Raw genomic sequence first — 22,753 nt, forward strand, 5'->3', positions numbered from 1 at the left:
TTTTATATGGTACGTAATAATTGGACTCGGGAAGAGGTAGAAAAAATATACAACCAACCCTTTTTGGATTTGGTCTATCAAGCGGCGACAGTGCACCGCGAGAATTTTGACCCGAATGAGGTCCAAATCTCGACCTTGCTTTCCATCAAAACGGGTGGTTGCCCAGAGGATTGTTCTTATTGCTCGCAGGCAGCTCGTTACCACACAAATGTGAAGGTGCAAAAATTACTTCCATATGAGGAGGTTATTCAAGCAGCAAACCGCGCGAAAGACAGTGGTAGTTCTCGTTTCTGTATGGGAGCGGCTTGGCGCGAGGTGCGTGATAACAAGGACTTTGACCGTGTACTAGATATGGTTAAAGGCGTGAATTCCTTAGGCATGGAAGTTTGCTGTACGTTAGGCATGTTATCTGAAGAGCAGGCGCAGAAATTAAAGGATGCGGGTCTTTATGCCTACAACCACAATATCGATACGAGTGAGGAATATTACGATGATGTTATCTCAACGCGTACCTACGATGATCGCTTAGAGACGCTAGGCAACGTACGTAAAGCAAAATTATCTGTTTGTTCAGGTGGTATCATAGGAATGGGTGAAAGTGCGGGAGATCGCATTGGAATGCTTTTGACGTTAGCGAATTTGCCAGAGCATCCAGAATCAGTTCCGGTAAACAATCTAGTTCCAGTAGAGGGAACACCTTTTGAGAATCAAAAGACAGCCTCTGTTTGGGATCTAGTGCGCGTTATCGCTACTGCTCGAATCATGATGCCCAAGTCAGCGGTTCGTTTATCAGCGGGGCGTTTAGAATTAAACTACGAAGGCCAGGCTTTCTGCTTTATGGCAGGTGCAAATTCGATCTTCTCTGGTGATGTCTTATTGACGACGCCTAATCCGGATACGAAATCAGATGCGGAATTATTCCAAATCTTGAGCATCAAGCCGAAGGAAGCGTTCAAAGATGCACGTAAATCTGGGATTGAATTTAATCAGATTCCAAGTGCACAAGGCTTAGAACACAAGCACTAGTCTTTGCAGAAAATAATTGAAGCGCTATTTCGAAAGAGGTAGCGCTTTTTTTATAGGCTTTTCTGCATTCGGTAATGTTGGATTTCGCCGAACAATAGATAGGATTCGGCGACAATCGTATAGCCAATTGCCTCATAAAAGGGCACGGCATTTTCCCTCGCCTCCAAGACTATTTCAGTCCAGCCTTTTTCAATTGCCTTCTTTTCTAAGTAAGCCATGATGGTTTTTCCAATTCCTTTGCCCTGAGCGGCGGTTGCAGTAGCTACGCAGCGTACCTGGCCTTGTTTTTCAGCCGATTCGTGCATGCGAGCTACGCCTAAAACTTCATTATCGTCGATTGCTATGGCGTGAATAGCTTGGTCCTCATCTGCCAAAACTTCTGAACCCAGCGGTTGGTTCCAAGGCTCTCTTAATACGTTAAAGCGCAAGGCGTAGTAGGCTTTCCAGTCGGAGTCGGTTTGGGGAGATTTTATTTCTAGCATTGTAGTGTAAAAAAAATGGCGCCACCCGCAGGGTGGCGCCATAAATATACTCGATTTCGATCCTATTTTGCAAAGTTCACGGCGCGCATTTCGCGAATCACCGTTACTTTGATTTGACCAGGATACTGCATCTCTTTCTCGATTTTTTGAGAAATATCAAATGATAAGTTAGACGCTTTTTCATCGCTTACATTCTCTGAATCGACCATGATACGAAGCTCACGACCCGCTTGGATCGCATAGCACTTCTGAACACCATCGAATGAGGTAGCCAATGTTTCTAAATCACGAAGACGCTTCATGTACGACTCCATCATCTCGCGGCGTGCACCTGGACGAGATCCAGAGATCGCATCACACACCTGAATGATAGGAGAGATCATGGAAGTCATCTCGCACTCATCGTGGTGAGCCCCAATCGCATTACATACTTCAGGATGCTCTTTGTATTTCTGAGCCAGCTCCATTCCTAACAATGCATGAGGAAGTTCTGGTTCTTCATGCCAAACTTTACCAATATCATGCAATAGACCTGCACGTTTCGCTAGTTTCGCATTCAATCCCAATTCAGCAGCCATCGTTGCACAAAGTTTCGCGACCTCGCGAGAGTGTTGTAACAAGTTTTGGCCATAAGAGGAACGGAAACGCATACGTCCCACCATCTTAATTAATTCTGGGTGCAAACCGTGAATACCTAAGTCGATCACGGTCTTCTCACCGATTTCGATGATCTCATCGTCGATGTTCTTACGGGTCTTATTCACAACTTCCTCAATACGAGCTGGGTGAATTCGGCCATCCTGTACCAAACGGTGCAAAGATAAACGAGCAATCTCTCGGCGAACTGGATCAAAACCTGAAATGATAATCGCCTCCGGCGTATCATCTACGATGAATTCCACACCCGTAGCCGCTTCAAGCGCACGGATGTTACGTCCTTCACGACCGATGATTTTACCTTTGATATCGTCTGATTCAATGTTGAATACAGACACGCAGTTTTCGATCGCGTTTTCAGCCGCTGTACGTTGTATCGTTTCGATCACAACTTTCTTCGCTTCTTTCGTAGCCGTTAATTTCGCTTCTTCGATCGCTTGTTTCACTAGTGAACTCGCTTTCGATTCTGCTTCTGCCTTTAAAGCATCCATAATTTGTTGGCGTGCTTCATCTGCTGAAAGACCAGCAATTTTCTCTAGTTGGCTGATCTGATTCGCTAACATGGCTTCCGCCTCTTCGCGCTTCTTCTCTACGTCTTCTAGTTTCTTACGGAAATTTTCTTCCTTAGCCTGTACGCTTTGTTTTGCAGAATGCAATTCTTGTTCAGCCGTACGTTGTTGCTCCGCTTGTTGCGCTAAAACGCGCTCTTTTTCGCGTAGTTTTTGTTCGTTCTCTAACAGAATTCCCTTTTTGTTTTGAGACTCTTCTTCGAATTCAGCACGAAGACGTAGGAAGTTCTCCTTCGCTTCAAGCATACGGTCTTTCTTGATGTTTTCTGCAGAGATTTCTGCATTTTTTAGGATGTCTTCCGCTTTGCGTTGTGCATCCCCTTCGATGTTTTTATTTACTTTCGAGTAGAATACTTTCCCGGCAAATAAACCTCCAGCCGCAGCAATAAGAGGGATAATAAAAGTTAATATAGTGGACATATAGAACGAATGTGTGTTTATACAGTAGTCCCCGGAAAAATCGAAAGAAAAGGAAAATTATACTGTGAACTCGGCCGCAAGTGATAACAATTCGTTATTTTCTTCCAAAACGTCGTCCTGGAGTGAATTGTGTTCTGCGTCAAATTTCAAACCACACATGGCTAAATCGAGTGCCACCATCGCCATCACGGCTGCGGGATCTGAACTATTTGTCTGCTGTTCGTAATAACGAACAAGTCTGTTCACTAATGATGCTGCATTTCGTACGTAAGCCTCTTCACCCGGACTAACCCTTAAGGCGATACTTTGTATGCCTACCAGTAGATTACAAGGGATTTTAGGATTCATGGATTGCGTAATTGGTCAATGCAATGATCTATTTTTGTAATATATTCTTCTAACTTTTGTTTCAACTCAGCATTGGGAATTGCTGTGTTATCTGTACTAGCTACAATTTTAGCGAAATTATCTGATTTTTTAAAGTTTTTCTCCAATTCTTTTAACCGTCTTTGGGTTTTAACCAGTTCCTCTGATTTTAGAGCTAGCTTTTGTTGGAGATCTTCGAGTTCCGCTTGTTTTTGGACGAGGGTGCCTTGAAATTCGTGTAAACGCGCTACCATCCCGCTGATCTTCAGCTTGAGGTTTAGGTATTGCATTTTTAGTTCACTTTTCATTTCAGGGTTAAGCTAGGTTTCCCGTTTTTCCAGGAGAATTCTTTCAGTAAAATGTAGGCCAAAATACAAATAAATCCGATGTTCTGACTGATGAATAACGGAATTTGTAAACTGGCTAAGATAGAGCCAGACTGTATAGCGATCACACCTAAACCAATGTACACGATGGCTGCCATCCATCGGTAGGGTGCTGGGTCGTATTTTTGGCCTCCTACATAACACAATAAAGTCATCACGATGGCTGAAGTCAAGAAAGAATAGGCACAAGCCATATAGCCATAGATAGGGATGAAAATGACATTCCCAATCAAAGTAACGGCTAGTCCAGTCACCGTAATCACCGTGCCCATGTAGGTTTTATTTGTCTTTTTAAACCAAACCGATTGCGTATAATACACCCCTAAAAACAAGTTAGCAAGCAATAAAACGGGCACCACCCCGATGCCTTCCCAATAGATAGATTGACGCAAAAATAAGCCTTGAATCCAGAATAAATTAGCACTTACCCCCACCCACAAAATCAAACAAACAATCACAAACCAATGGCTTACCAGGGCTAAATTTGATGGCGAATTTTCCGCGGATTTTGAGCCTAAAAAGAAAGGTTCCGCTGCGTACTTAAAGGCCTGAATGGCTAAACTCATAAACACGGAAAGTTTATAGCAGTTGCCATAAATTCCTAGGGCGTCCTCTGAACTTCTTCCTGGATAAAATCCTTCAGGTAGAAACTCCTCTAGCAATAAACGGTCGAACATTAAGTTAAACATCGCCGCTAAACTCATGAACATGATGGGGTAGGAGTAGACCCACAATTTTTTCATTTCGGCACTATCCCAGGTCCACTTGAAATCAGTAAAAGAGGAGCGTAACCAATAGAATAGACTTGCGTTTGAAAGTAGATTAGCTAGGAAAATATAACCGGCTCCGATACTTGGGAAATAGAGATTCTGTAAAAAGACGGGACCCCAGTGACCTTCCTGCATCGGTTTTAAAAGCGCTAAAAAGAAAAGGTTCAATCCTACATTTAGGAGGATGGAAACGATTTTTGCCTTGACAAATAATTGAATTTTACGTTCCAATCTTAAACGCGCGAAAGGAATAGCTGTCACCGCGTCGATCGCCAAAATCAAGGCTAACCAACGCATGAATTGACCTTTTCCTTCATAGCCTAGTTGTGCCATCAAGGGGTCAGCAAAGACAAATAATCCAAGGGTAAATAGTCCTGAAGTGAGGATGATAGCGGTTAAAATGAGATTGTAATAGCGTTCTGGCGCCTCTTTCGCATAGCGAAAATAAGCCGTTTCCATTCCGTAGGTGTAGATGATATTAGCAATAGCGACATAGCCGTAGAGCTTCACGTTCACGCCTAAAGCAGCCGGCATAAAGGCGGCGGTATGGATGAAAACCAATAAAAAATTCAGGGAGCGCCCCAGGATTGTACTGAATCCGTAGGAAAGGGTTTCGCCAGCTAATTTTTTAAGAATGGACATGCGTGAATGTTCGGTCAATTCTCAAAGTTACAATTTATTGCTTTTGATAGCCGATGATTTGGTAAAAATGCTCAGAATAACTTTCGCTGATCGGAATGTGGTTCTCGCCTATTTTGATTTTTTGGCTGCGAATCGACTCCATCTTGCTGAGTGAAACGATGAACGATTTGTGCACCCGAATGAATTCCGTGGAGGGCAGTTTTTCCTCTATTGACTTCATCGTCATGCGGCAGACAACCGGGAATTTTTGGGTTCTTAGGTGGATTTTAATGTAGTCTTTTAGGCCTTCGATGTAGAGAATGTCTTCGAGCATAATCTTCATCAAGGAGTAATCCGCATGAATGAAAATGAACTCTAATTTAGGAGCTTCTGTCGGTTTATTCAGCATTTGCTTGCTCTTGTGATAGTCAAGTGCCTTATGACTAGCCTTTAAAAAGCGCTCAAAATTGATTGGTTTTAAGACGTAGTCGATGACATCTAAATTGAAGCCATCTAAGGCATATTGTTGGTAGGCCGTCACAAAGATAACCATCGGTTTTGTGGTCAAACTTTCTAAAAATTGCAAGCCTGTCATTCCGGGCATTTGGATGTCCAGAAACAATAAGTCCACCGGATTATTCTCCAAGTATTCTACTGCCTCCATGGCATTGCGACAGCGCTTCACGAGTTGCAAAAAAGGAACTTTGGAGATGTTATCTTCAACTAAATCCAAAGCTAAACTCTCATCATCCACTGCCATGCACTTCAAAATGCTACCCGGGATTTCTACTAGATTTTCCTCTGACATATTACAGGTGTTGAATGGTGAGTGTGATGATAAAATCGGAGCCTGTATCATTCACCTCTAACTGGTGATTCGTAGGATATAACAATTCCAAACGGCGTTTCACGTTCGTTAGTCCGATACCCGAACTTTCATCTTTCGTCTCGTTCATCGCCGTCCCTTTTTTATTAGCAACTCTGAAAAATAATTCAGAGGTGCTGTCTTTTAATTCGATGTCAATGGTGGGGTTTTCAATGAATCCCACTCCATGTTTAAAGGCATTTTCTACGAAAGGAATTAATAACATAGGTTCGATATGGCTTGATTTTGGCCCTAATTCATGTTTAAAATCAATCTGTATATCATCGCCAAACCGAATCTTCTGTAAGTCTATATAACTTTCTAAATAGACTAATTCTTTACTGATAGGAACTATCGAATCATTCGTTTCGTAAATCATATAGCGCATCAATTCCGATAATTTCACGACTACGGGTTCCACCATTTCAGGCTTTCTGCGGGACAAAGAAACGACGCTATTCAACACGTTAAACATGAAATGCGGGCTGATCTGTGAGCGCAAAAAAGAGAGCTCAGATTTCAAACGTTCATTCTCCTGTTCTTTGACTTGCTCATCTTCCTTCATTCGGTCTGAAATCAATCGATAGGAAGTACCAATTGCGGCATAAAACAACAATTGGAAGATCATCCGCATTAAGGCACCTCTTCTAGCACCGCCACCCGAATGATTGCCTGGGAAGAAATTAGAATAAGCCCAGTGAAATAATTCCTCATGAATCCATAGCATGAAAACAATGGCACCGATAAGGGTTAATAGGTAAATGATTACTCCTTTGGCTCTCAATAACTTGGGGAGTAAGATCTCGGTATTTAGATAGAAAAAGGGAATATTGATGACCGTAAAACTGGTCATGTAAAAAATCCAAAAATAAGAACGGCGAATTTCTTCTGGGTTAGTTGAATTCGTATTAGGTCCTAAAAGGATGGGTAGCGCAATCAGGAAAGCCCAAAAAAACAGGTGCAATAGCAGATTCCTGAAGGGAGACGTCTTATATATCATCGGGTTTTATTTTGCTTTTTCAAGTCAGCGAATTCAAATTAAGAGAATCTTCCTTATATTTCCATTAAAATTTCTACCACCGTCCTGAATGTGCCGATGAAAAGGCCAAATGGTTTTCAGTAGATTTGTCCAAAACCTATTTTAAAATGAAGAAATTGCTCCTTTTGTTGCTGTTCGCCACGCCCTTTTGCGTTTGGGCTCAGCAATCGATTCCCCTCACAGATTTAGCTGCTTTTGATCAACCCAGTCAGAATTGGACGATTGAACAGGCCGTGTTTTCTACCTATTCAGATACCGCATTTCAGGTAAGTCCCGGCCAAGGCGTTTTAGTGAATACGCTCAGAGGCGGTAAATACCATCGCACAGATGATTTGAAGTCCAAAATGCAGCATGGAGATATTCGCCTGTTAGTCGACTTTATGTTGCCTAAGGGTATGAATTCAGGTATTTACATGCAAGGTCGTTACGAAGTGCAGTTGTATGATTCTTGGGGAAAGAAAACTGTGAAATACAGTGATTGCGGAGGTATATATGAGCGTTGGGATGATTCGCGTGGAAAAGGAAAAGAAGGTTACGAAGGTTATGCGCCACGCCAAAATGCGAGTAAAGCTCCCGGCCTTTGGCAAACCTTAGAAATTGATTTTCAGGCCCCTCGTTTCGATGCGAATGGTAAAAAAATCGCGAATGCCATTTTTAAGAAAGTGATTTTAAATGGCATTTTAGTACAGGAAAATATTGAAGTTTCTGGGATGACGCGCGGTGCAATTTTTGATAAAGAAGCGCCCTTTGGCCCTATCTTAATTCAAGGCGATCACGGCCCGATTGCCTTTAGAAATCTGCGTTTTGAAACTTACGAAAAGCCTACAGCCTCTCTTGGTGAGGTTTCTTATGACTATTACACGGGCAAATTTACAGACCCAATTATCCCGTCTACCAAGCCGGTTTCGTCTGGCAAATTGCCCGCTTTGACCTATCGCGTCATTCCAGTGAACAATGATTATTTGATTCATTACAAGGCAGAATTAAGCATTCCAGAGGATGATACGTATGAGTTTCAAACCTTTTGGACAGGCTCTGGCGAATTGAAAGTGGATGGTGTCGTCTTGAATAAAGGCGCGCATTGGTTTAACGAAATGGTGCCGGCCTCTACTTTTTTGAAAGCAGGCAAGCATCACCTAGAGATTGTTCACATCAAGGATTTCCCTTGGGGACCTAAGGCTTTAGGGTTAAACGTGAAGCGCATCGGTTCTCGTCTAGTTTCACTTCATGAAAGAACGTCGTTATTGGATCCAGATGCGGTAGGCCTGATCGAGGTAAAAGCGAATGCAGAACCCGTTTTACAACGTTCGTTTGCCTTTCATTTAGGGAAGAAGAAGACGCACGTGATTCACGTGGGAGATCCTGCGGGATTGCATTATAGCTACGACTTAAAGCAAGGCGCGATTCTCCAGGTTTGGCGGGGTAAATTCTTAGATGCCACCCAAATGTGGGATAACCGAGGCGAGCCTCAGACTTCTGAGCCTCTCGGTTTAACGGTCGTTCAAGATGGAAAATTCCCCTTAGCCTTAGCGCATCAAGCACAAGCAGATTCAACGGATTTAGTCTATAAAGGCTACCGTTTAGAGGCGGGTCGTCCCATCTTTATGTACGAGTGGACTGCGGCGAAATTGCGCGTTGAAGACCGCATACAGCCGGCGGGAAATGGATTAAAGCGTACGTTGACCTTGGTAGGAGCAAGTCCGCAGAAAACCGATGTGGAAGCGGTATTAGCCACGGGTCATCATTTGTCTATTTTGCAAAATGGCTTGGCTTCTCAGCCGGGTAATTTTATGGAATGGAAAGGGGCTGCGGCAGAACTTTTGAAAATAGCTTCCGGCGCACAACAAATTCGTGTGCCATTTACAGGGGCGCAATTCACTTATGACTTGATTTGGTAACGATGAAAAAATATACAGCCTTTATTTTATTGTTCGCATTGGCCCTAGGTGCCTTTGCCCAGACAAAACCAGCTCCTAAAAAGGAGCAAGATTATTACGAAATAAAAACCCTTCCCATCCCGAAAGAGATCTATTTAGAGGTAGGAGGATTAGCTACGATGCCGGATGGCCGTTTGGCGGTCAGTACGCGGAGAGGGGAGATTTGGATCGTGGAGAATCCTTACCAAAAAACAAGTCACCAAACCTATTACCGTCGGTTTGCGAGTGGTTTGCACGAAGTGTTAGGCCTTGCCTACAAGGATGGGGCATTTTATTGCTCGCAACGCGGGGAGTTGACGAAAATTTCAGACACGGATCGCGATGGAGTGGCGGATTTATATGAGCCGATCTATCAATTTGATTTGTCCGGAAACTACCACGAATATACCTATGGTCCCGTAATCGATAAGAACGGGGATATGTGGGTGAGTTTGAATTTAGCGTGGGTGGGTTTTGGCGAAGGTAAGTTTTCCAAATGGCGAGGCTGGTTCGTAAAAATCACTCCAGATGGTAAATTAGAGCCTTTTGCAGGTGGTTTGCGTTCTCCAGCGGGTTATAGCTTTAACGAAGAAGGCGATCTGTTCTACGGCGAAAACCAGGGAGACTGGGTCGGTTCTGGTCGTGTCACGCACTTAGCAAAAGGAGACTTTGCAGGAAACCCAGGTGGGCTTAAATGGGCGAAAGAACCCAATAGCACCTTGAAACTTGGCTTAGAAGAGATTCAAGATAATGGTTTACCTATGTTCGAGGCGGCGAAGAAAAATCCGAAGATCAAATTGCCGGCTGTTTGGTTCCCTCATGCGATTATGGGGATTTCTACTTCAGACATATTGCAAGACACCACTAAGGGTAAGTTTAGTCCATTCCCTGGTCAGTATTTCGTTGCAGACCAAGGACAATCCAAAGTGATGCGTATGGGGCTAGAGAAAGTGAATGGCGTTTACCAAGGTTTTGCCATCAACTACCGCGAGGGATTCCAGTCAGGTATTTTGCGCGAACGTTTTGGCTTAGATGGCAGCATGTTCGTAGGAATGACCTCCCGTGGATGGGGAAGTACGGGGAAGGATGATTTTGGTTTGCAACGTTTGTTTTGGAATGGCAATGTGCCATTTGAAATCGATATGATTAAGGCGAAGTCAGATGGTTTTGAGTTCAGCTTTACACAGCCAGTCGATGTGAATTCCGTGAAGAAAGCCGCTTCCTATGCGATTCGGTCGTATATATACAAATACCAACACCAGTATGGTAGCCCGATTATCGAATTAAAAGACTTGAAAATCAAAGGGGTGGAAGTGTCAGCTGATCGCAAGAAAGTCCGCATTTCCATCGATGGAATTCGCCGCTTCTTCATTCATGAATTTACGCTGAAAGGGGTGTTGAATGATAAAGGGGAGCCTTTGTTGCACGAGACGGCTTATTATACTTTGAATGAAATTCCTGCGGGGCCTGCTTTAGTGGCGGCGTCACCTGAGGCGGAAATCAAAACGAAAGTGACAGCTCGCACCGTTAAAAACTCAATGGGCTATGAATTAGGGATTGCGGGTCTATTGAAGAAACATACGTGCTCTGCTTGCCATGCGAAAGACAGTAAATTAATAGGCCCTGCCTTTACGGAAATCGCTAAGCGTAATTATTCAAATCAGAAGATTTTAGAGTTAGTATATAAGCCTAACCCGCAAAACTGGCCGGACTTCGCTACCGAAATGGCACCGATGAGTCACGTGCCCAAGTCGGATGTGCTGAAAATTGCAGGCTGGATTAATGGGCTGCGTGAAACAGAAAGTCTTAAGAACCACGACTAAATAAAAAAGCTCTCTGTTTATCGCAGAGAGCTTTTTTTAGGATTAATGTCGATCGAGATTATCTCTTCGCTGCAACACTTCCTTGAATCGCTAAAACGATTTGGGAAACTTGGCCATTGTTAATAACCGTAACCGTTTTATTAAAGTTGCCTGGGCGACCAGCCGAATTGTATGCTGCTGTAACTTTACCTGTTTTGCCTGGCATAATAGGCTCTCTAGTCCAATCTGGAGTGGTGCAGCCGCAAGAAGGTTGAACATTAGAAATAACGACCGGCGTTTTTCCGGTATTGGTGAACTCGAAGCTATAAGTAGCTACTGTTCCTTCTGTGATGGTACCAAAATCGTGTTTTTCTTGTTTGAATTTCAAAACACCTTGTGCGTTCGAACTGAAGGCAAAGCCTAAAACAAGCGCAAATAGGGCGATTAATTTTTTCATATCTAATTTCATTGGTTTTATATACGGTTCAAATCTATAAACAATAAAAGATTTCGACAAGTTTCTTGTCCGGATTCTGTTTGTACGCCCAGGATTTTGTTGTATTTTTACGTGTTTAATAAGACCAAGCATTTGAATTCATTTATTTTTTCTAATCCTCCACATTCATTCGATCCTGCCCAGGTGCTCGAAGACTATCGCTTGGCTGTTATTAGCCGCGCTTGTAGTCTTTTAGTGCGTAAAGAGGTCTTTTCTGGCCGGGCGAAGTTTGGTATTTATGGAGATGGAAAAGAGTTATGCCAAATCGCTTTAGCGCGGTCTATGCGCCCTGGAGACTACATTTCGGGTTATTACAGAGATCAAACGATTGGTGCCGCCATCGGGGATTTAACCTGGCCACAGTACTTTGCGCAACTATACGGTCATCCCGATATTCAATTTGACCCACATTCAGGTGGACGTCAGATGAATAATCACCACGCCACTCGCTGGTTAGATGAGGACGGTAAATGGCTAGATCAGACCTCTCGATACAATACCGTGGCCGGAATTTCGTCCACAGCGGGCCAAATACCCCGTGCTTTGGGCATTGCCTACGCCTCTAAAATGTACCGTGAAAGGGCTGATTTGAAAGATCATGAAGCACTTTTCTCTAAACAGGGTCAGGAAGTTTGTTTCACCACGATAGGGGATGCATCCACATCTGAAGGTATGTTTTTGGAATGTATTAACGCTGCCGGTGTGTTACAAATTCCGATCGTATTTTCGGTCTGGGATGATGGCTATGGTATCTCGGTTCCTATTGAGTTTCAAACGACAAAATCATCTATTTCGAAGGCTCTAGCGGGTTATCAGCGTAACGAGCAGGAGAAAGGATTAGAAATAATTCAAGTGAAAGCCTGGGATTATCCCGGTTTAGTGGCGGCCTATCAAAAGGCGGCAGAATTAGCACGCAAGGACTTTGTTCCGTGCTTAGTTCACGTCATCGAATGTACGCAACCACAAGGTCACTCGGCTTCCGGTTCTCACGAACGCTACAAATCAGCGGAACGCTTAGCTTGGGAATTAGAAGCTGATTGTAACGTGTTGTTCCGTCAATGGGTTTTAGCTGAAAATATAGCCTCCGAAGAGCAATTAAAAGTCATCGACGACGAGGCAGTTGTGTTAGCGCGCAAGTACCAGAAAGAAGCCTTTGCTGCCTATATGGCTTCGGTTGAGGTAGATAAAAAGGGTTTTTTACGCATCGCGAAAAACCTATTAGAATCCACCAATGAACCTAGTTTATTGCAGCCCATCATCGATGAATTAAACGCGTTGCCTTATCCTATTTTTAGCGATTTAGTGCGGGCGGGTCGTAAGACCCTGCGCGCTTTTCGATTCTACCAAGGGCCTGCAGTTAAACTACTGCGCAAGTGGTTAGATGACCTCGAAAAATTAAACAGAAGACGTTTCAGCTCACATCAAATGAGTGAGTCGGATGAGTCTCCGTTGTTGATTCAAGGCGTGAAACCGACGTATGAAAAAGAACCCGTTTTAGTAGATGGAAGGGAAATTCTTAATAAGGCATTTTCGCAGTTTTTAGAAGATCCACGTGTATTTATTCTCGGCGAAGACGTAGGGAAAATAGGGGATGTGAATCAAACGCTAGCTGGATTACAAGAGAAATTTGGGCCGCTGAAAGTGACCGATACGGGTATTCGCGAAGTAAGTATTGTAGGCCAGGGAATCGGTGCTTCGATGCGTGGTTTGCGACCGATAGTCGAGATTCAGTATTTGGATTACATATTCTATCCATTCCCCGTGTTATCGGATGACTGGGCTTGTTTACATTACCGTACTGCAGGTGGTCAAAAAGCCCCCATGATTCTTCGTACGAGGGGTCATCGCTTGGAGGGTATTTGGCATTCTGGAAGCCCTATGGCCGTTTTAATCAACGGTTTACGCGGCGTGCATTTCTGCGTTCCTCGTAACATGACGCAGGCAGCTGGGATGTACCGCACGCTTTTAAAGGGCGATGATCCGGGAATTGTGATCGAATGCTTGAACGGATATCGTTTGAAAGAGCCTATGCCGTCTAATTTAACAGAAATCGAGGTGCCACTTGGTATCCCTGAAATATTGCGCGAGGGTACAGACCTTACGGTCGTAACGTATGGTTCAATGTGTCGAATTGTGATGGAAGCGGCGGAGACGTTAGCGGGACTAGGAATTTCCGTAGAGGTGATCGATGCCCAAACTCTATTACCATTTGATCGCCACCACAGTATTTTAGCTTCGATTCAAAAGACCCACCGCGTGATTTTCGCAGATGAAGATATGCCGGGTGGAGCATCTGCTTATATGATGCAGGAGGTCTTAGATAAACAAGGAGCCTTTACCTGGTTAGAAAGTCCAGCCGTTTGTATCGCGGCAACGGCTCACCGACCAGCTTACAGTTCGGATGGAGATTATTTCTCTAAGCCTAACACCGAGAATGTCGTGGATGCCGTCTACGAAATCATGCGGGAATCGGATCCGTCGACCTATCCAGCTATCTATTTTTAAGATGAAAGCGTATTTTCAGGCTATTTGGGATGGAATTCAGAGTACTCGAAAGGGGATGGCTTTGACGTGGAAGCATGCCTGGGCCGCTCGGAATCAACGCAGCATCCAAAATATTCAAGATCCTGATTATTTTAATCAAAAGGCAGGTATTGTCACACTTCAATACCCGCAGCAACAAATACCCACTCCCGTTAACGGGCGCTACCAATTGCACAACGAAATGGATGATTGCATCGTCTGTGATAAATGTGTGAAAGTCTGTCCGGTGGACTGCATCGAAATCGATCCTATCAAAGCAACGGGTTTAGTGGGAACAGCTTCTGACGGCTCGCCCATTCGTTTATACGCCGCGAAATTCGATATAGACATGTCCAAATGCTGCTTCTGCGGCCTTTGTACCACCGTTTGTCCGACCGAATGTTTGACGATGACCTCGGAATACGATTTCTCCGTTTTCGATGTGAAGGAACATAATTTTGAATTCGCGAATCTGACTCCGGAACAAGCGGCTGAAAAGCGCGCGTTGTACGAGCAATTTGTAGCGGAAAAAGAAGCAGCGAAAGAGGCAGCGAAATCGGCAGAACCGACGACTGACTCTACGGAGGAAAAACCTGCTACTCCTAAACCAGCCTTCAAGCCCGCCTTTAAGCCTAGTTTTAAACCGAAGCCTAAACCTGACGCCGAATGAGCCCGCTTGTGATCGCATTCTTGGTATTAGCCATGTTGACCTGCGGAAGCGCGTTGTCGATGTTGTGGACGAAGAATCTGCTGCATGCGGCTTTGGCCATGTTCTTAACGATGCTTGGTTTAGCCGGATTATATGTCTTAGCTTATGCGGACGTTTTAGCGGTCGCGCACTTGTTAGTGTATGTGGGAGGGGTGCTGATTCTGATTCTATTCGGGATTATGTTAACCAATCAAACGGACCCAGCTACCGGAAAGAATCACTTGATGACGCGGGAATCAGGTCGATTGTTGCCTTTTTCGATTGGATTATCTTTTTTCTTAGGCCTTTTCTGGTTATTCACGAAAGGACCTTGGATCAATAATTTGCCGGTGACCGGTGATTCTAAATTGAAAGAAGTAGGTCTAGGCTTATTGACCGAATATGCCTTTCCTTTCGAATTAGCAGGCGTGTTTTTATTGATTGCCTTAATAGGCGCCACTTTTGTCGCGAAGAACCATGACTGATATTCCGGTAATCTATTTCTTGTGGGTGTCTGCGTTTCTGTTTGCGACGGGAATATCGATTTTGCTAGTGAAAAAGAATACGATTTTCGTGTTGATGGGAATTGAATTGATTTTGAACGCGGCTAATTTGAACTTGGTCGCTTTTTCTAAAAATGATCCTTCCTTGCAAGGCTTGTATCTGAGTATTTTCGTGTTAGTGGTGGGTGTGTGCGAGATGGCGATCGCTTTAGCGATTATTTTGGAAGTCTACCGAAACTACCGCGCGATCGAAGTGGATCAGTTCAAATCAGAATACTAGAGATTTTCTAATTGCTTTTTGAATTGGAGGGCTTTCATTTTGCCTAGGACTTTGGCCAAATCCTCTTCAGACGCCTCCTTCAGCTGCGCCACCGTCCCAAAAGCTTTCAACAACTTAGCCGCCGTCAATTTCCCAATTCCATCCATGGTCTCCAATTGCGACACGATGAAGTTTTTGCTCCGCTTATTTCTATGCGCCGTAATCCCAAACCGGTGCGCCTCATCCCGCAACTGTTGAATCAGTTTCAGCGACTCCGATTTTTTATCTATATAGAGAGGTAAGCTATCCTCTGGGAAATAAATCTCTTCTAAACGCTTCGCGATGCCGATAATAGGGATTTGGCCGTACAATCCGATCGCTTTCAAAGCATCGCAAGCGGAACTTAACTGCCCCTTTCCTCCATCGACAATAATCAAATCAGGCAATTCAGCTTCTTCTTCCAACAAGCGGGTATATCTACGGGTTATCACCTCGTACATCGTGGCAAAATCATCTGGACCTTCGACCGTTTTAGGCGTGAAGGTACGGTAATCCTTTTTCGACGGCAGCGAATTCTTGAAACACACCATTGCCGAAACCGGGTTCGTTCCTTGTAAGTTCGAGTTATCGAAACATTCGATGTGTTTAGGCAAGTCGTTCAGGCGCAAATCGTTTTTCAACTTGATCATCACGCGCATCTTGCGATCGCCACCACTTTCCTCTGCCGCCTTGCGGTCCGCTTTCTCTTTTCGGAAGTACAAGACGTTCTTTAGCGACATATCTAGGAGCTTCCGCTTGTCGCCTTGACTAGGCAGCGTATTTTTTGCGCCCTCGAATTCGATCGACATGGGGATGTTGGTGATAATTTCTTTGGCCTTACTCTGAAACTGATCACGCTTCTCCCAAATCAACATCGTCAACAATTCCGCCTCATCCTCTTCTAATTTCTTCTTCACCTCCCAGGTTTGCGATTGCAAAATCGTCCCGTTAATGACCTTCATGAAGTTAATGTAGGCCAAAGACTCATCGGACACCATCGAAAATACATCCACATCATGAATCGATGGATTTACCACGGTCGACTTCGCCTGGAAGTTCTCCAGTAACTGCCACTTCTCTTTCCACTCCTGCGCCTGCTCAAAAGCGAGCCGGGTGGAGGCTTCTTGCATCTGAGCGATAAAAAAGGTCTTCGCCTTCTGGTAATTTCCCTTCAAAATCTGCGACACTTGATCAATGTACTCCATATAGCGCGCCTCCTGCTCTAAACCCTCGCAAGGTCCTTTGCAATTCCCAATATGGTACTCTAAACAGACCTTGTATTTTCCCGCCTCGATATGCGATTCTTTTAAATTCAGCGCACACGTCCGCAGCGGATACAGCTGGTGCAGCATCTCGAGCAGGGCATTCATTAATTTTGGATTCGCATAGGGGCCGAAAAACGTTCCTAACGAATGATTAATTCTTCTTTCTGTCATCAAGCGAGGAAAACGCTCGCGGGTCAAGCAAATAAACGGATAGGTCTTGTCGTCTCTTAATAGGATATTGTACTTCGGCTGAAACTGCTTGATAAGCGTATTCTCCAAAAGCAACGCATCAAATTCCGAATGGACAATCGTGAACTCCAGCTTTCGAATCTGCGAAACCAGTCGCCTTGTCTTATTGTCCTTTCCTTTTGTATTCGTGAAATACGAGCTAACCCGGTTCTTTAAATTCTTGGCCTTTCCTATATAAATAATGGTTCCCGCTTCATCAAAGTAGCGGTAAACCCCCGGATCTTCGGGTAAAGAGGGAAGGATAGATTTAGGGTCAAAGGTGGACATAGGCCAAAATTAAGCAAAATTCTCTTCTTTGTATTTTTTGTAATTATCTAAGGTGACTCTTTCTTGATTAAGCCCAGATTAATACGTTATTATGCGTGGGTTAAGGAACATCTAAATCACGACAAAAACAGCTTTTCTGCCGACCAATGACTTGTTCTTTATTGTATTCAAATGATGAAATAGGCCTCCTGAGGGCCTATTAAGAGAATATTTCTATTTAAAATAAAAAAAATGAAAAAATATCGAGTGAAAACTTGTGCAGGTTGTAAGAATTGGACATATTTGGCTGTATGTAATAGTGTAGCATAGTTAAGAAAGGTATTCTATTTCCGAATCGTTTCCTGCCCTGTGTTGTATTATTTGAAGAATTTGTTTGACGAATAAACCTATTTAAAAGCTTAAAATGAATTATCAACCATTATCAGAAAGGAGGCATATCGAACTTTAACACATGAAACCCAAAATTTAATTTAAAACTAACTTAATCTTTATTATGAAAAACAATTTTTACCAAAGTCTACGAGGCCTTCTTTTGCTAGCGATAGTAATGTTAGGGAGCTTCTCGTCATTTGCCCAAGACCGTAAGGTTACAGGTAAAGTCTCTGGGACAGATTCTCAGGGAATTCCAGGTGTAAGTATCTTAGTAAAAGGAACAAACACAGGAGCTACTACAGATGTTAACGGTGCATTCTCTGTAACTGTTAAATCTGCAACAGCTGTTTTAAACATTACAGCTGTAGGTTACAAGTCTCAATCCATTACAGTAGGTTCTCAATCTTCTATTAATGTAACATTAGCAGAAGACAATTCTCAGTTAGATGAGGTAATCGTAACAGGTTACTCAGTAACGAACAAGAAAGAGTCAACTGCTGCTGCTTCTATCGTTAAAGCGAAGGATTTGCAAATCGCACCTTCAGGTAACGTAGAGCAACAATTACAAGGTCGTGTAGCCGGTGTTACTTTGATCACGAACGGACAACCAGGTACTGCAAGTATCATCCGTGTACGTGGTTTCGGCGCATTTGGTGGTAACGAACCATTGTATGTAGTGGATGGAGTTCCAGTAGGAACAACAGATTTCCTTTCTCCAGATGATATCGAGTCTACTACGGTCCTTAAGGATGCGGCAGCAGCTTCTATCTATGGTGCGCGTGCAGCGAACGGTGTAATCGTTTATACTACGAAGCGTGGTTCACGTAACAAAGGTATAACAGTTACTTATGATGGATTGTACGGTGGTACTGATCCTAACGTAGGTGGTGTAGCAAAAATGTTAACTCCTCAAGAGCAAGCAGACTGGACTCACGTAGGTTACCGTAACAATGCGGCGGCTAACGGAACGGCAGTAGCTTATACTCACCCTCAGTATGGTACTTCAGCGCAAGCTTCATTACCTACTTACTTGCACTTCAACGGCGCAAATGGTGTGAACTCTGGTGATATGGCAGCAGCTCAAGCAGCTTATGCAGCTAATCCTTTGACTACTTTCGTAATCAAAACAAATAAGGCTGGTACTAACTGGTATGATGAAATTACTCGTTTCGGTTCTACTATGCGTCACTCATTAGGTATCCAAGGTGGAACTGACAAAGGTCGTTTCTACTTAGGTTTATCTGGACAAGAGCAACAAGGTATCTTGATCGAGAATGATTTCAAGCGTTATTCAGCACGTTTCAACTCTGAATTCGATTTAGGTAAGAAAGTACGTGTAGGTGAGAACTTACAATTTACGTATCGTTCAGTACGTGGACAAGCAGGTGGTAACAACGGATTAGGTGTAGCTGGTGATGAATCAGTAATCTTATCTGCTTACCGTATGCCTACAGCTATTCCAGTATACGATGAGTTCGGAAGCTTTGCATCTACTAAGGCTGCAGGTTTTAACAACCCTCGTAACCCAGTTCGTCAGATCATGCGTAATAACTCGAAAGATAACAACTACAATGCCTCTGCATTTGGTAATGTTTACGTAGAGTACGAGCCAATCAAGGATTTAATTATCAAATCTTCATTGGGTGGTAATTACTCAGGATATGGTTACAAGGACTATAACTTCAAGTATTTAGGAGATTCTGAGCCAGAGGCTTCAGATTCATTCGGTGAAGGTTCAGGTTATAACTTTGCTTATACTTTTACTAACACAGCTGCTTACAAAACGAAGTGGAGAAAGCATGGTTTAAATGCGTTAATTGGTATGGAAGCATTGAATACAGGAGCTGGTCGTCAGATCTCAGGTTCAGGTATCAATCCATTCTCAATGGATACGGATTTCGTAACTTTATCATCTGTACAGTCACCTGTAGTTAACTCAGGTTTGTATTCTGGTGTTAATTTCTACTCTTTATTCTCTAAGTTAGATTATAACTTCAATGAGAAGTACTATGTAACTGGAGTTGTTCGTCGTGACGGATCATCTCGTTTCGGTTCTGAGAATCGTTATGGTATCTTCCCTGCAGTATCTGCTGCTTGGAGAGTAACATCTGAAGAATTTATGAAGGATCTTCCTGCTATCTCTGATTTAAAAATCCGTGGTGGTTGGGGTTTAATGGGTAACTCGAATAACGTAGACCCTGCTAACCAGTTCTCTTTATATGCTGCTAACCGTGGTAACTCATTCTATCCAATTGATGGTCAATCATCAGGAGCGAACGAAGGATATTTCCGTTCTCGTATCGGTAACCCAGCTGCGAAGTGGGAGACTTCAGAAACAGCCAATATTGGTTTTGATGCAACCCTTTACAATGGTAAGTGGGAAATCGTATTAGACGTTTGGAGAAAAGATACACGTGATTTATTATTCAACGTGCCTCTTCCAGCGGTAGTAGGACCATCTGCTTCTGCACCTTCAGTAAACGTTGCTAAGATGCGTAACCAAGGTATTGATTTCCAAATCATTAACCGTGGAAACATCACTTCAGATTTGAAGTATGAATTAACATTGAACAATTCATTCTTAAAGAACGAAATTGTTGCATTTGCTCCAGGTATCACGAACTTAACAGGTGGTGCATTCCGTGGAATCACTCCAGTACGTATGGAAGTAGGTCGTTCTCTATCTTCATTCTACGGATACCAAGTAATTGGATACTTCAACTCAGCTGCTGAAGTAGCTGCTGCTCCAGCACAAGATGGTTCAGGTGTAGGTCGTTTCCGTTATGCTGATATCAATGGTGATGGTAAAATCACGACTGATGACCGTACTTTCTTAGGTTCTCCAGTACCAACTTACACAGGTGGTATCAATGTAGGTTTAACTTACAAAGATTTTGAATTTGCAACGTATTTATATGCATCTGCAGGTAACAAAATCTGGAACCAATCTAAGTGGTTTACAGACTTCTTCGGAACGTTTGAAGGATCAGGTAAAGGTGAGCGTGCGAAGCAATCATGGACTCCAGAGTTAGGAAATAGCGCTGCTGCTCCTATTTGGGAATCAGCTTCTAACATGTCCACTTCAGCTGCTGCAAACTCTTGGTATGTAGAGAATGGTGATTACTTACGTATTCAGAACGTATCATTAGGATACAACATTCCTAAAGCTTATACTTCTAAGTTAGGTATCAAGCGTGCGAAGTTTACTTTATCTGCTAACAACATCTTGACTTTAACTAAGTACAAAGGTTTAGATCCAGGTGTAGGTGGTGCTGCAGATACAGGATTTGGTATTGATGTGGGTAACTACCCAGTGACTCGTTCATTCAACGCATCAATCAACTTGACTTTTTAATTAGCAATAGCCATAATTAATGAATAAGAAAATGAAAAATAATCAGATTTTTAAGCGAATCGCTTTAGTGAGTGTGTCAGCTCTTACGTTGACCTTCGCTTGTAAGGATCAGTTTTTAGAAGTTCCGCCTACCGCATCATTAGCACAAGCGCAATTATCTTCTAAGGCTGGTGTAGAAGGTACCTTAATTGGTGCTTACGCTCAATTAGCTGCAAAAGGATATTCTCGTCTTGCTGCAGGTAATAACTGGGTATGGGGTTCTATCCGTGGTGGAGAAAGTAACAAGGGTACTGACCCGGGTGACTACTCAAATATCAACACCATGCAACGTTATGAGGTTCAACCTACTGACGGTGACTTGAATGATACTTGGAGAGCAAAATACGAAGGTGTTGCTCGTTGTAATGCGACGATTAACTTAGCAAATGGTTCGAAAGAATTATCTGCTGCGGATAAAACACGTATTATTGCTGAGGCACGTTTCTTACGTGGTCATTACTACTTCGAATTAAAGAAGTTATTTAACTCTGTTCCTTATGTGGATGAGACGTTAGATTACGGAAAAGGAATCGAAAAAGTAGCTAACACAGAAGCATTCTGGGATAAGATTGAGGCTGACTTTGCGTTTGCATTTGCAAACTTGCCAGCAACTTCTTCATCTGCAGGTCGTGCTAACAAATGGGCTGCTGAAGCTTATTTAGGAAAAGTGTTATTGTTCCAAGGAAAGTTTGCTGATGCGAAAGCTAAGTTTACGGATGTAATTGCGAACGGTACAACAACGAATGGTAAGAAATACGGTTTAGTTCCAAAGTTTGCTGAAATCTTCAACGCGGAGAATGACAACAATGAGGAAGCTGTATTTGCAATTCAGTCATCTATGAACACGGGTAACGTGAACAATGCAAACGGTTTCGATGACTTGAACTACCCATACAACACAGGTTCTGATGGTCCAGGTAACTGCTGCGGATTCTTCCAACCATCTTTCTCGATGGCGAATGCATATCGTACAGTGAATGGATTGCCTATCTTGACTGAAACAGCTGGAGCACCAGATTATAACTTAGCTGCTAACGCCGTGAAGAATGACTTTGGTGTTAACTCATCTGCTGCTTTCACAGAAGATACAAACCCATTAGATCCTCGTATTGACCACACTATTGGTCGTCGTGGTATCCAATACTTAGACTGGATCGAGCACCCTGGTGCTAACTGGATTCGTAAGCAAGATTACGCTGGTCCTTATTCACCTAAGAAATACATCTACTACAAGCGTCAAGAGAATACATTAACTGATGGTTCTTCTTGGACACGTGGTTATGCAACGATGAACTTCAACATCATTCGTTTTGCAGATGTATTATTAATGGCTGCTGAGGCGGAGATCGAAGCTGGTTCATTAACAACAGCGTTAGATTATATCAACCGTGTTCGTAACCGTGCAGCTAATCCTGCTGGTTTCGTAATGAAAGGTGGTGTTGCTGAGGCAAACTACGTGATCGCACCTTATACAGCTTTTGCTGATAAGGCTGCTGCTACTAAAGCGGTTCGTATGGAGCGTTTATTAGAATTAGCAACAGAAGGTCACCGTTTCTTCGACTTAGTTCGTTGGGGTATTGATGTTCCTACGTTAAATGCTTATTTAGCGTACGAGTCTAAATACTTAGTTACTAAGTTTGGTGGAGCATCTTACCAAGCTACGGATAAGTATTTACCTATCCCACAAGCTCAAATCGATATCCAAGGTTCTTCTATCTTGAAGCAAAACGCAGGATATTAATTTGTTCTAATTTTTCTTAAAAAAGGTGGGATATTAAT

At 43.2% G+C, this 22,753-nt stretch carries 18 protein-coding genes; 9 read left to right on the top strand and 9 right to left on the bottom strand.

Going from position 1 to position 22,753, the window contains the following annotated elements; translation table 11 throughout:
• Window positions 1–6 precede the first annotated feature (6 nt).
• Window positions 7–1,026 (top strand): biotin synthase BioB, encoded by a 1,020-nt coding sequence (gene bioB, locus G9X63_RS01900; RefSeq protein ID WP_223131123.1) that lies wholly within the window; start codon window positions 7–9, stop codon window positions 1,024–1,026.
• 50 nt (window positions 1,027–1,076) lie between these two features.
• Here the strand turns inward: bioB and G9X63_RS01905 are convergent, their stop codons facing one another.
• The 7 genes from G9X63_RS01905 to G9X63_RS01935 all read right to left on the bottom strand — a co-directional run bounded on the left by G9X63_RS01905 (window position 1,077) and on the right by G9X63_RS01935 (window position 7,162).
• Window positions 1,077–1,508, bottom strand: coding sequence for a GNAT family N-acetyltransferase (locus G9X63_RS01905; protein WP_252623697.1), 432 nt, complete (start codon window positions 1,506–1,508; stop codon window positions 1,077–1,079).
• Window positions 1,509–1,570: 62 nt separating this feature from the next.
• A complete protein-coding gene (rny, locus tag G9X63_RS01910; RefSeq protein WP_130894923.1) occupies window positions 1,571–3,154 on the bottom strand; it encodes a ribonuclease Y in 1,584 nt (527 codons plus the stop codon).
• A gap of 57 nt (window positions 3,155–3,211) precedes the next feature.
• Complete coding sequence (locus tag G9X63_RS01915; RefSeq protein ID WP_252623700.1) at window positions 3,212–3,502, bottom strand: cell division protein ZapA; 291 nt, start codon at window positions 3,500–3,502, stop codon at window positions 3,212–3,214.
• The gene (locus G9X63_RS01920; RefSeq protein WP_130894925.1) at window positions 3,499–3,828 is read right to left on the bottom strand and encodes a hypothetical protein; all 330 of its coding nucleotides are present in this window, start codon (window positions 3,826–3,828) and stop codon (window positions 3,499–3,501) included. The genes G9X63_RS01915 and G9X63_RS01920 overlap by 4 nt, the downstream gene beginning before the upstream one ends.
• Complete coding sequence (locus G9X63_RS01925) at window positions 3,825–5,318, bottom strand: lipopolysaccharide biosynthesis protein (protein WP_252623703.1); 1,494 nt, start codon at window positions 5,316–5,318, stop codon at window positions 3,825–3,827. Before G9X63_RS01925 ends, G9X63_RS01920 begins: the two co-directional genes overlap by 4 nt.
• Before the next feature lie 34 nt (window positions 5,319–5,352).
• Complete coding sequence (locus G9X63_RS01930) at window positions 5,353–6,105, bottom strand: LytR/AlgR family response regulator transcription factor (protein ID WP_252623706.1); 753 nt, start codon at window positions 6,103–6,105, stop codon at window positions 5,353–5,355.
• Between the two features lies 1 nt (window position 6,106).
• Window positions 6,107–7,162 carry a sensor histidine kinase gene (locus G9X63_RS01935; protein WP_252623709.1) on the bottom strand — a complete coding sequence of 352 codons (1,056 nt, stop codon included), beginning with the start codon at window positions 7,160–7,162 and terminating at the stop codon, window positions 6,107–6,109.
• 146 nt (window positions 7,163–7,308) lie between these two features.
• On the opposite strand from G9X63_RS01935, the gene G9X63_RS01940 reads away from it, so the two are divergent.
• Both G9X63_RS01940 and G9X63_RS01945 read left to right on the top strand, forming a co-directional pair.
• Window positions 7,309–9,099 carry a 3-keto-alpha-glucoside-1,2-lyase-like domain-containing protein gene (locus tag G9X63_RS01940; RefSeq protein WP_252623714.1) on the top strand — a complete coding sequence of 597 codons (1,791 nt, stop codon included), beginning with the start codon at window positions 7,309–7,311 and terminating at the stop codon, window positions 9,097–9,099.
• A gap of 2 nt (window positions 9,100–9,101) precedes the next feature.
• The gene (locus tag G9X63_RS01945; RefSeq protein ID WP_252623717.1) at window positions 9,102–10,940 is read left to right on the top strand and encodes a hypothetical protein; all 1,839 of its coding nucleotides are present in this window, start codon (window positions 9,102–9,104) and stop codon (window positions 10,938–10,940) included.
• 58 nt (window positions 10,941–10,998) lie between these two features.
• On the opposite strand, the gene G9X63_RS01950 is transcribed toward G9X63_RS01945, so the two are convergent.
• Window positions 10,999–11,376, bottom strand: a complete 378-nt coding sequence (locus G9X63_RS01950; protein ID WP_130922808.1) for a DUF1573 domain-containing protein — start codon at window positions 11,374–11,376, stop codon at window positions 10,999–11,001.
• Between the two features lie 132 nt (window positions 11,377–11,508).
• Between G9X63_RS01950 and G9X63_RS01955 the strand changes: the two genes are divergently transcribed.
• The 4 genes from G9X63_RS01955 to nuoK are packed head-to-tail and all read left to right on the top strand — an operon-like array spanning window position 11,509 to window position 15,409.
• Window positions 11,509–13,920 carry an alpha-ketoacid dehydrogenase subunit alpha/beta gene (locus G9X63_RS01955; RefSeq protein ID WP_252623720.1) on the top strand — a complete coding sequence of 804 codons (2,412 nt, stop codon included), beginning with the start codon at window positions 11,509–11,511 and terminating at the stop codon, window positions 13,918–13,920.
• 1 nt (window position 13,921) lies between these two features.
• Window positions 13,922–14,608 carry a 4Fe-4S binding protein gene (locus tag G9X63_RS01960; protein WP_252623725.1) on the top strand — a complete coding sequence of 229 codons (687 nt, stop codon included), beginning with the start codon at window positions 13,922–13,924 and terminating at the stop codon, window positions 14,606–14,608.
• Window positions 14,605–15,111 (top strand): NADH-quinone oxidoreductase subunit J family protein, encoded by a 507-nt coding sequence (locus tag G9X63_RS01965; RefSeq protein WP_252623726.1) that lies wholly within the window; start codon window positions 14,605–14,607, stop codon window positions 15,109–15,111. The genes G9X63_RS01960 and G9X63_RS01965 overlap by 4 nt, the downstream gene beginning before the upstream one ends.
• Window positions 15,089–15,409, top strand: a complete 321-nt coding sequence (gene nuoK, locus G9X63_RS01970; protein WP_338079074.1) for an NADH-quinone oxidoreductase subunit NuoK — start codon at window positions 15,089–15,091, stop codon at window positions 15,407–15,409. The genes G9X63_RS01965 and nuoK overlap by 23 nt, the downstream gene beginning before the upstream one ends.
• Here nuoK and uvrC read toward each other — a convergent pair.
• Complete coding sequence (gene uvrC / locus G9X63_RS01975) at window positions 15,406–17,208, bottom strand: excinuclease ABC subunit UvrC (protein ID WP_252623729.1); 1,803 nt, start codon at window positions 17,206–17,208, stop codon at window positions 15,406–15,408. The genes nuoK and uvrC overlap by 4 nt on opposite strands.
• 493 nt (window positions 17,209–17,701) lie before the next feature.
• Between uvrC and G9X63_RS01980 the strand changes: the two genes are divergently transcribed.
• Both G9X63_RS01980 and G9X63_RS01985 read left to right on the top strand, forming a co-directional pair.
• Window positions 17,702–20,935: a SusC/RagA family TonB-linked outer membrane protein gene (locus tag G9X63_RS01980; RefSeq protein WP_252623732.1), complete on the top strand. Its 3,234-nt coding sequence runs from the start codon at window positions 17,702–17,704 to the stop codon at window positions 20,933–20,935.
• 31 nt (window positions 20,936–20,966) lie between these two features.
• Window positions 20,967–22,715, top strand: a complete 1,749-nt coding sequence (locus G9X63_RS01985; protein ID WP_252623735.1) for a RagB/SusD family nutrient uptake outer membrane protein — start codon at window positions 20,967–20,969, stop codon at window positions 22,713–22,715.
• Window positions 22,716–22,753 lie beyond the last annotated feature (38 nt).

Origin of the sequence: Aquirufa antheringensis, assembly GCF_023921165.1 — a bacterium.
GTDB classification, from domain to species: Bacteria; Bacteroidota; Bacteroidia; order Cytophagales; family Spirosomataceae; genus Aquirufa; species Aquirufa antheringensis.